This window comes from Castellaniella sp. S9 (assembly GCF_027257175.1).
Lineage (GTDB): Bacteria > Pseudomonadota > Gammaproteobacteria > Burkholderiales > Burkholderiaceae_B > Castellaniella.
In genome coordinates this window covers 271,251-280,569 of sequence record NZ_JAPFGD010000006.1, presented here as the reverse complement: position 1 = coordinate 280,569, position 9,319 = coordinate 271,251, and the positions used below count along the sequence as shown (strand labels likewise).

General features: G+C 67.0%; 10 protein-coding genes and 1 tRNA gene. 2 read left to right on the top strand and 9 right to left on the bottom strand.

Translation table 11 applies throughout. From position 1 onward, the window contains the following. A partial coding sequence (locus OOZ48_RS12230; protein ID WP_269498681.1) for an ATP-binding protein occupies nt 1-280 on the top strand: 280 nt, incomplete at its 5' end. Nucleotides 281-454: 174 nt separating this feature from the next. On the opposite strand, the gene OOZ48_RS12225 is transcribed toward OOZ48_RS12230, so the two are convergent. Further along, the gene (locus OOZ48_RS12225; RefSeq protein WP_269498679.1) at nt 455-904 is read right to left on the bottom strand and encodes a hypothetical protein; all 450 of its coding nucleotides are present in this window, start codon (nt 902-904) and stop codon (nt 455-457) included. 414 nt (nt 905-1,318) lie between these two features. On the opposite strand from OOZ48_RS12225, the gene OOZ48_RS12220 reads away from it, so the two are divergent. Further along, on the top strand, nt 1,319-1,873 hold the full coding sequence (locus tag OOZ48_RS12220) for a hypothetical protein (protein ID WP_269498678.1): 555 nt from the start codon (nt 1,319-1,321) through the stop codon (nt 1,871-1,873). Between the two features lie 145 nt (nt 1,874-2,018). On the opposite strand, the gene OOZ48_RS12215 is transcribed toward OOZ48_RS12220, so the two are convergent. The 8 genes from OOZ48_RS12215 to sufC all read right to left on the bottom strand — a co-directional run bounded on the left by OOZ48_RS12215 (nt 2,019) and on the right by sufC (nt 9,305). Beyond that, nucleotides 2,019-2,228: a cold-shock protein gene (locus OOZ48_RS12215; RefSeq protein WP_269498676.1), complete on the bottom strand. Its 210-nt coding sequence runs from the start codon at nt 2,226-2,228 to the stop codon at nt 2,019-2,021. Nucleotides 2,229-2,730: 502 nt separating this feature from the next. After that, nucleotides 2,731-2,807: transfer RNA gene (locus OOZ48_RS12210), tRNA-Pro, on the bottom strand. A 95-nt stretch (nt 2,808-2,902) separates the two neighbouring features. After that, on the bottom strand, nt 2,903-4,768 hold the full coding sequence (locus OOZ48_RS12205) for a GGDEF domain-containing protein (protein WP_269498674.1): 1,866 nt from the start codon (nt 4,766-4,768) through the stop codon (nt 2,903-2,905). A 166-nt stretch (nt 4,769-4,934) separates the two neighbouring features. After that, complete coding sequence (gene sufT, locus OOZ48_RS12200) at nt 4,935-5,492, bottom strand: putative Fe-S cluster assembly protein SufT (RefSeq protein ID WP_269498672.1); 558 nt, start codon at nt 5,490-5,492, stop codon at nt 4,935-4,937. Nucleotides 5,493-5,502: 10 nt separating this feature from the next. Continuing rightward, a complete protein-coding gene (gene sufU / locus OOZ48_RS12195; protein WP_269498671.1) occupies nt 5,503-5,955 on the bottom strand; it encodes a Fe-S cluster assembly sulfur transfer protein SufU in 453 nt (150 codons plus the stop codon). 4 nt (nt 5,956-5,959) lie between these two features. Beyond that, nucleotides 5,960-7,201 carry a cysteine desulfurase gene (locus OOZ48_RS12190; RefSeq protein ID WP_269498669.1) on the bottom strand — a complete coding sequence of 414 codons (1,242 nt, stop codon included), beginning with the start codon at nt 7,199-7,201 and terminating at the stop codon, nt 5,960-5,962. Then, on the bottom strand, nt 7,198-8,508 hold the full coding sequence (sufD, locus tag OOZ48_RS12185) for a Fe-S cluster assembly protein SufD (RefSeq protein WP_269498667.1): 1,311 nt from the start codon (nt 8,506-8,508) through the stop codon (nt 7,198-7,200). The genes OOZ48_RS12190 and sufD overlap by 4 nt, the downstream gene beginning before the upstream one ends. Continuing rightward, entirely contained in the window at nt 8,505-9,305 is an 801-nt protein-coding gene (gene sufC, locus OOZ48_RS12180) for a Fe-S cluster assembly ATPase SufC (protein ID WP_269498666.1), read from the bottom strand. The genes sufD and sufC overlap by 4 nt, the downstream gene beginning before the upstream one ends. Nucleotides 9,306-9,319: the final 14 nt, after the last annotated feature.

The following is a 9,319-nucleotide window of genomic DNA, read 5'->3' as shown; positions in this document are numbered from 1 at the left end:
GGCCAAGACGCAGGTGTTGGTGCTGGACGATTGGGGCCTGGTGGGCCTGGACACCCTGACCCGCGAAGCGCTGATGGAAATCCTGGATGACCGCGCCGGCGCACGCGCCACGCTGGTGACCAGCCAGCTACCGGTGGAGCACTGGCATGCCTGGATCGGTGAGCCGGCCCTGGCCGACGCCATGCTCGACCGAATGCTGCCACAGGCCCACCGCATCGTGCTCAAGGGGGAATCCTTGCGGGCGCCCGAGCGCTCAGGCGGCAGCGTGTCGGACGCCTGATTGGGCGCGTTATCTGCCGACTTCCCAGCCCCGGTTCCGGGGCCGAAAACGCCTTCACGTACAATCAGATCCGCGCTTGATCCCGCCGGCCACCGCCAAGGTGGTCACGATCATCGGAATCGGTGGTCACGATACCGGACTGCCTGGTCACGATGCCGGAATCAGTGGTCACGATCAACCGGAATACCCTGGGTGGGTCTTGCCGGCGAGCTGCGGCACCCAGAATGAATGGAGGACGTCGACGCTTTCCAGCTCGATCCGCACGGGCACACCGACGGGGATGTGGATCTCGTTGGCGGTGACGACGGGCCGGTCGGAATCGGAAGGACCCTCATACCGGACTTCCCACCACCAGTCGTGGGCGGTCACCTTGACCGTCAGGGCCGGAGCGGGCGAGGGCTGGGCGACCGCCTCCAGGGTGACCAGCGTATAGGCCAGCGTGATCAGCAAGGCGATCGTGGACAGGCCGACGCCGATATAGACGAAGGCCAGGCCGCCCTGCTCCTTGCCCAGCGCCCGCTCGTCCGCGGGCGGACGCCGCCTGAGCAAGGCGCCGGCCAGCAGAAAAAAGACCAGCACCACCACCGAGACGCACAACGCCGTAATGCCCCAGCCCAGATGCATGGTGGGTATCGCGGCGGGACCATACGCCTGCCAAAAATATCCCAATGGGGCGGCCGCATCCGCCGATGCGGGCCAGGCAAACGCAGCTGCCAGGGCCGGCGCCAGCCGGCGGAGGATGAGGGACGGTTCAGTCGTGGCGCAAGGCTCCCAGGATCGGTGTGTTGACAGAGCCGGCGCGCGGCGGCGGCGCCCCCGGCCTTATCCCGCCATTGTGGGTGAAGCCCGTCCGTGTCTCAACGCGATTCTGTATCGACGTATGTCCGATACCCTCACGCGCCACGGGGCGCCTTCACCGCCATGCGGTGCCCGCGCCATCGCGCAACGGGCGCCCGGGCCCACGCCCCGCGCAGTTCGTCCCGGCACCGGCACATGACTTGCTGCAGTCCTGTCATGACACGTGAAAAGGTGGACAAAATGGCTCTGATCGTTGCCGCTCGTTTCAACACCTTCGATGCCGCCGAGGCCGCCGCCAGCCAGCTCATGGCTGCCGGGATGACGGCGGACGACCTGTTTACGTTCTTCGTCAACCCGGCCGACAAGCCCGGCCCCCACCCCGCGGAGGATCCGGCCTCGGGCGGCGCCTGGATCGGCGCAGCCGTTACCGGCCTCGTGGGCGCCGTCATCGGTGCCCTCATCGGCTCGGTCTTCGGCCTGACCGCCATCGGCATCGTCGGCGGCGCGGGCGTGGGCGCCTACGTGGGCTCGCTGGCAGGCGCCTTGCGAACGCTCGGCCGCCAGCGGCCGCCGCGCAGCCCCGTCGGCGGCGCCGCGCCCCCCGCCGCCAACGCAGGCAGGCCATCCGGTGTCCTCCTGGCCGTCCACGTCCAGGCCCAGGACGAACAGCGGATCGCGCATCTGCTGCGCGATGCCGGCGGCCAGGAAGTGGAGCGCGCGCAGGGACGCTGGGAGGATGGCAAATGGCAGGACTTCGACCCCTTGGGCAGTCCCGACATGAAACGCGACCTCTGAGCTGCCGCGGCTCACCCTACGCGCCGTCATCCGAAAAGCGGGTCAACACACGGAGACGGCCGTGGTCAAAATAAAAGCGGAACCCCATGTTTCAAAGGGTTCCGCCATACAAAGAACAGTCAGCCTGCCTGAGCAGGCGCTGTGTTTAGATCGCTACGATCTGCGTCGCGCAGGGGCCTTTTTGCCCTTGGCCGACTACAAACGATACACGCTGGTTTTCTTGGAGAGTCTTGTGGCCAGCGCCTTGAATTTCGCTGAAATGTGCAAAGAGATCCTTTCCGCCAAGTTCGGGCATGATAAATCCGAAGCCTTTGTCGTTATTGAACCACTTCACGATACCTGTTTCTGTTTTCAATGTAAGTCCTAAGTTTTAAAAGGGAAAAATATCCCCGAGCCCACTATCGCCCATATGCCAACATAAAGATAGGCGCGTTTCAAATTAACACATGTCGGATGAGGAATCGCGCCCCGCCTCCGGCTGGGCTCGCACGCTCTCGGCATGGGGCGTCTTGAACGCTTTCAATTCATCGCTAGGGGATTCGGTCCCGGCAGCGTATCCTCAACAGGTGACAGTCAACAGCAGTCAGCCATAGAGATCCTCTCAGACTGACAAGAGGAGTCGACATCACGAATTTATCTCACACCGCGCGGCCATTTTCGGCCCAGGGCAACAACATGAACATGCCCCCCAATCCCCCGTCCCCCGCAGACGAGGAAGCGCGCAAGCGGCACGCTTTGCTACGCAAGCGCCTCGTGCAGCAACTAAAGCGCACGTTCCCAGGGTTGCCATATTAAGCAAGCGCCCTAGCGACACAACAAGGGCTTGCAGACCAAAGTCTGCAAGCCCTTGATTTTTTTGGTCGGGACGGAGTGATTCGAACACTCGACCCCTTGCACCCCATGCAAGTGCGCTACCAGGCTGCGCTACGCCCCGAAAGACAGGCATTCTAGCATAAAAAACCAGGGCTACCGCGAGGGTGGGCCGCGGTTTGCGCAGCCGGGGAAAAGCGTCTGACTGGGACACCGGCATCAGACGATGCGCGACAGGCGCACGGCCTTGCGGCGGTCGATGAACAAGGCGTTGCCGCCGTGCTTCTTGGCTTGCGATTTGGCCTCGGTGGCCGCGCGCGCGATCTGGTGGTGCGAATCATATTCGCCCGGCTCGGCGCGCACGATGCCCAGCGACAGGCTGGGCAGCGCATAGCGCCGGCGGTGGCCGATGCGGTCCTCGGCGGTATAGCCCTGGGTGAAATCCTCACCTGGGCTGCAGGCCCGCATGTGCTGGTCCACCGCCGCCGGAAAATCCGTCAGGATGGCGCGGCAGCGGACCTCCCAGTCCTCGCTGCGAAACAGGATCAGGAAATCGTCGCCGCCGATGTGCCCGAGAAAATCGAGCTTGGGGTCGACGTGGCGCGCGAGCGTCCTGCCGGTGAGCTGGATGATCTCGTCGCCGCGCTGATAGCCGAACACGTCGTTGAAAGGCTTGAAGTGATCCAGGTCCGCATAGCATGCGGCAAAGCGCTGTCCCCGGTCCAGCAGGCGCTGGATCTCGCGCCCGATGGGAACATTGCCCGGCAATTGCGTCAGGGGATTGGCGTGGCGCGCGGCGCTGATCTGCAGGTCGTTGAGGGAATGCAGCAGGTCCTGGCTGGTGCCGATGCCCAGGTAGCGCCCACCGTCCGTGATGATGAAATCGTTGACCAGACCGTAGCCGTCGGCCTGGACGAGCCGCCGGCTGAGAGTGGTCAGCGAGGTGTGCATGTCGGCGACCACCGGCTTGTCGTCCATGATCAGCGCGCAGGGCTTGCCGCCGAATATTTCCCGTTGGTAGGGTTGCGCGAAGCGCTCGCTGAATGCGCTGCGCGTGATCACGCCCACCGGCACGCCCTGATCGACCACCGGAATGGCATGCAGTTGCGGATGGGCGCGAAAGAGCTCGCCCACCGCATGGTTCGACATCGAGGGCTCGACCGACGGCACGCGCCGCAATAGCCGCAGGGCCCTGCCGTCATCGGGACATTCCGCCTCACCGTCCCTTGCCAGCGAGGCGCTGGACCAGGCCGCGGCGCGGCCGGCCAGCCGGCTCGCGAGTTCGGGCTCCAGGAGATCCGAGGGTGCCGAGCCGGGACGCGCAATATAGTAGCCCTGCCCGCAGTTGATGCCTTGCTCGGCCAGGCAACCCAATTCGTCGTGCGTTTCAATGCCCTCCGCCACCACCTGGGCGCCCGTGGCCTTGGCCATGTCGCACAGCGAGCGTATGAATTGCTGGCGCAGCGGATCGCCCTCGATGCCGCGTACGAAGCGCTTGTCGGCCTTGATGTATTCGGGCCGCAAGTCCAGCCAGCGGCCCAGGCTGGAGTAGCCTTCCCCCAGGTCGTCGATCGCAAACTGCAGGCCGATGGCCCGGTACCACGCGGCCGCCTCGGCCAGGCGCGCATCGCTGGATTCGTTGCGTTGCTCGGTGAGCTCGAACACCACGTCGCGGGCCTCGACGCCGGCCTGGGCCAGCCAGTCCACCAGATCGGCGCGGCTTGCCAGCGAGGCGATGAGCGCTGCCGGACTGATGTTGAGGAACAGTTTTCCGGCCAGTCCCAGCGCGCCGAACCGTTGCAGGATCAAGCGGCAGCAGGCGAGCTCGAGTTCGATGCCGCGCCCCAGCGCGCGAGCGGTCCGGAACAAGGCATCGGGCATGTGCAGAGGGCTGCCCGCCGGCCCGCGGATCAGGCCCTCATAGCCCAGCAGATTGCCATGCCGCATCCGGACGATGGGCTGGAAGACCGGCGCCAGGCCGCCGCCGTCGAGAATGTCGTCCAGGAGCCGGCCCAGGAGGTCCAGGGGCGGTTCGCCCGGATCCGGAGGTTCGTTTGGAGAGGCTTTGAGGGCGGTTCCTGACATGGGGCGCGACATGGGGACGGAAGTGCAGCGACGGGGGCTGAAAAATTTTGTCACTACTATACAAGCTCTGGATGACGCGTCAATGACGGCTGTCAGCTTCGCGGACTTTCCCCATGCATGGCGGTGTCCGCCCCACACACCCGTCCGTGTACCCCTCGCGGCCGCCTCAGAGCAGGCCCAGCTGCAGGCGCGCCGGCTCGCTGATCATCTCGCGGCTCCAGGGCGGATCCCAGACCAGGTCGACCGTGACTTCGTCCACGCCTTCGATGTTCAGCAGTTTGTTGCGCGCCTCGTCGGCAATCATGGTGCCCATGCCGCAGCCGGGCGCGGTGAGCGTCATTTCGACCTCGATGCGAAAGCGCTCGGGCGCGCCCGCCGGCAGGATCCTGCAGGTGTAGACCAGCCCCAGGTTGACGATGTCGACGGGGATCTCGGGGTCGTAGCAGGTCGAGAGCATGGTCCATGCCGCCGCCTCGACCGACTCGGCCGTGGCCGGCCCGTCGTGGGTGTGGGCGACCTCCTCGATGGGCTCGAAGCCCAGCGCGTCGGCGTCCACGCCCTCGATGCGATACAGATTGCCCTCGACCATGACGGTGAAGGTGCCCCCCAGCTGCTGGGTGATGACCGCGTCGCAACCGGCCTCGATGGTGACCGGCGAGCCGTAGGGTACGGTCACCGCCGGCACGTCCCGGTTGACGACGACTTCTTGGCGTGTGTAGCTCATGGCATGTCCTCTATTCGGTACTGGCGGTATCCCTGGCGAGCGTGATGGCGTTGTGCAGCGTATGCCAGGCCAGGGTGGCGCACTTGACGCGCGAGGGGAACTCGCGCACGCCGGAGAGCACCTCGAGCTTGCCCAGGTCGCAGTCGGGGTGCGCCTCGGTCAGCATGGCGTGGATGTCGCGAAACAGGGCCTCGGCATCGTCCACGCGGCGACCCTTTACCGCCTCGGTCATCAGCGAGGCCGAGGCGGTCGATATCGCGCAGCCATGGCCGACGAAGCTGACCTCCTCGATCACGTCGTCGCGCAGGCGCACATAGACGGTGAGCTGGTCGCCGCACAAGGGATTGTGGCCGTCCGCGCGGCGCGAGGCGTCGGCCATCGCATGGAAATTGCGCGGATTGCGGTTATGGTCGAAGATGACCTCCTGGTAGAGCTCGCGCAGGCCGTCGTCTTGCTCGTCCATCGGCTCAGACTCCAAACAATTTCTGTGCCTTGCGCACGCCGGCCACCAGGGCGTCGATGTCCCGGCTGTCGTTGTACAGGGCGAACGAGGCGCGCGCGGTCCCGGGGACGCCGAAACGCGTCATCAGGGGCATGGCGCAGTGATGGCCCGCCCGGATGGCGACGCCTTCGGTATCGAGGATGGTGCCCAAGTCATGGGGATGGATGCCGTCCACCAGGAAGGACAGGATTCCCGCCTTGTGCGGCGCCGTTCCGACGACGCGGATGCCCGGCAAGGCCAGCATGCGCTCGGTGGCCTCGGCCAGCAGGGCCGATTCATGGGCGGCGATGCGATCCAGGCCGATCCCGCGCACGTACTCGATCGCCGCGCCCATCACGACGGCGCCACCGATGTTGGGGGTGCCCGCCTCGAAGCGCTGCGGGCCCTCCGCATAGGTGGTGCCCTCGAAGCTGACCGTGCGTATCATGTCGCCGCCCCCCTGCCAGGGCGGCAGGTCGGCCAGGATCGAGGCGCGCACGTAGAGCGCGCCGATGCCCGTCGGGCCGTAGAGCTTGTGGCCCGAAAAGGCATAGAAATCGCAATCCAGGGCCTGCACGTCCACCGCCTGGTGGGCGACGGCCTGGGCGCCGTCGACCAGCACCAGGGCGCCGGCCCCATGAGCCAGGCGCACGACCTCGTCGACGGGGTTGACGGTGCCCAGCGCATTGGACACGTGGGCCAGGGCCACCAGGCGGGTGCGGGCGTTGAGCTGCGCCTTGAAATCCGCCAGGTCGAGCTCGCCTGAGTCGGTGACCGCCGCGGCGCGCAGCACCGCGCCCGTGCGTTCGCACAGCAACTGCCAGGGAACGATGTTGGAGTGGTGCTCGAGGCCCGTGACCAGGATTTCGTCGCCGGCGCGCAGGCGCTGGCCCCAGGTCTGGGCCACCAGGTTGATGGATTCCGTCGTGCCGCGGGTAAAGACGATTTCCTGGGCGTCGGCCGCGTTCAACAACGCGCGCACCTGCTCGCGGGCCTCCTCGTAGAGGTCGGTGGCGTGCTGCGAGAGCCAGTGCACGCCACGGTGGATATTGGCGTTCGAGCGCCCATAGAACGCATCCAGCGCGTCGATGACCGCCTGCGGCTTTTGCGTGGTCGCGCCGTTGTCCAGATAGGCAAGGCGGCGCCCCCGCACCGGCTGCGCCAGGATGGGAAAATCGCCCGCCCGATCCAGCAGGCCCGAAACGAGGGTGGATTCCGGGGCGTTCATGCGACCACCTCGGTGGCGATGTCGCCCGGCAGCATCGCACGCACCGCCCGTTCGACGCGCCGGCGCAGGGGTTCGGCCTCGATGCGGGCGACGCTGGCCGCCGCAAAGGCATAGATGAGGATGTCACGGGCGCGTGCCTCGTCCAGCCCGCGCGAGCGCAGGTAGAACAGGCTGTCGGCATCGATCTGGCCCACCGTGGCGCCGTGCGCGCACTTGACGTCGTCGGCGTAGATCTCGAGCTCGGGCCGCGCGTCGGACTTGGCCAGGCGCGACAGCAGCAGGCTGTCGTTGCGCTGGACCGCATCCGTGCCGTCGGCGCCCGGCGCCACGAGGATGCGGCCGCTGAACACGCCGTGCGAGGTGTCGGCCATGATCCCGCGATAGGATTCGTGGCTGACGCAGCGCGGCTGCGCGTGGCCGATCAGCGTGTGGTGGTCGACGTGGCGGCGCTTGTCCACGTAGTACAAGCCGTTCAGCAGGGTCTCGCAGCGCTGCCCGGTAAAGTGGGTCGCGATGTCGTGGCGCGCCAGGCGCGCACCCAGCGACATCGAGTGCGAGGCGAAATACGAGCCCTGAGCCTGGCGGGCGTCGATGTCGCCCAGGTGCCAGGCCTCATCGGATTCGCGCTGCAGCTTGAGGTGCGTGATGCGCGCATCGCGGGCGAGGTCGAGACGCGTGGCGGCGTGGCTGAAGTTGGCCGCACCCGGCACGCCGACGTAGTGCTCGACCACGGTCGCCTGCGCCGCGTCATCGGCGATCACGACGTGCCGCAGGAACTGCGAGGCGCGCGGCGAGGCCGCCACGCAGACCAAGTGCACGGGCTCGGCGATCGCCGCCCCGCGCGGCAGCTTCAGAAAGGCGCCGTCGCTGGCCAGGGCCAGGTTCAGGGCCGAGGGGCTGGGGCCGTCCTCGGCCTGGCCGAGCACCGGCCGGATGTCCTCGGCATGGGTGGCGAGCGCCTGGGACAGCGGCTGCAGAATCACGCCCGCGGGCAACTCGCCGATCAGGGACAGCGCGGGATCGAAGCGCCCGTCCACGAACACCAGCCAGTGGCCGGACTCGTCCTCGCGCAGCGCCTCGACGAGGTCCGCAACCGGTTGGGCGCCGCCGTCCTCGAAGGACTGCGCGGCCAAGGCCGCCAGCGACGTATGGCGCCAGGCCTCGAGCCGGGTATTGGGCCACCCCTCGGTGGCGAAGCGATCCATGGCCTCGCGGCGCAGGCCGGCCAGCCAGGGGATCCCGGCGCCCGGCAGCCCGCCGGCGCGGCGGCTGAAGGCGTCGGTCCAGGCTTGCAGTGCTGCGCTCATGCCGTCGCCCCTTTCGCCGCGGGACCCCGGGCGGGACCCTTGGCCGCCTGCCCTGCCTGGTCCTCGATCCAGCCGTAGCCGCGCTCCTCGAGCTCCACCGCCAGTTCGCGGCCGCCCGAGCGCACGATGCGCCCGCCCGACAGCACGTGCACGTAATCCGGCACGATGTAGTCCAGGAGGCGCTGGTAGTGGGTGATCACGATCATGGCGCGATCGGGCGAGCGCAGCCGGTTGACGCCGTCGGCGACGATCTTGAGCGCGTCGATGTCCAGGCCGGAGTCGGTCTCGTCCAGGATGGCGAGTTTGGGTTCGAGCAGCGTCATCTGCAGGACTTCGTTGCGCTTTTTCTCGCCGCCGGAGAACCCCTCGTTGACCGCGCGATACAGGAATTCGTCACGCATGCCGACGAGCTTCATCTCGGCCTTGGCCCGCTTGACGAAGTCCATGGCGTCGAGTTCGGGCAGGCCGCGCTGGCGCCGCACGGCATTGACCGCCGCGCGCAGGAAATAGGCGTTGGAGACGCCGGGGATCTCGATCGGATACTGGAAAGCCAGGAAGATGCCGGCGCGCGCGCGATCCTCGACGGCCATGGACAGCAGGTCCTGGCCCTCGAATTCGACCGTCCCGTCGGTGACCTTGTAATCCTCGCGGCCGGCCAGCACCTGCGACAGGGTGCTCTTGCCCGAGCCGTTGGGCCCCATGATGGCGTGGACCTCGCCCGCCTTGACCTCCAGGTCCAGGCCGTGAAGGATCGTCTTGTCTTCGATCGAGGCGTGCAGATTCTTGATGTTCAGCATGAGTAGTGGGCTCC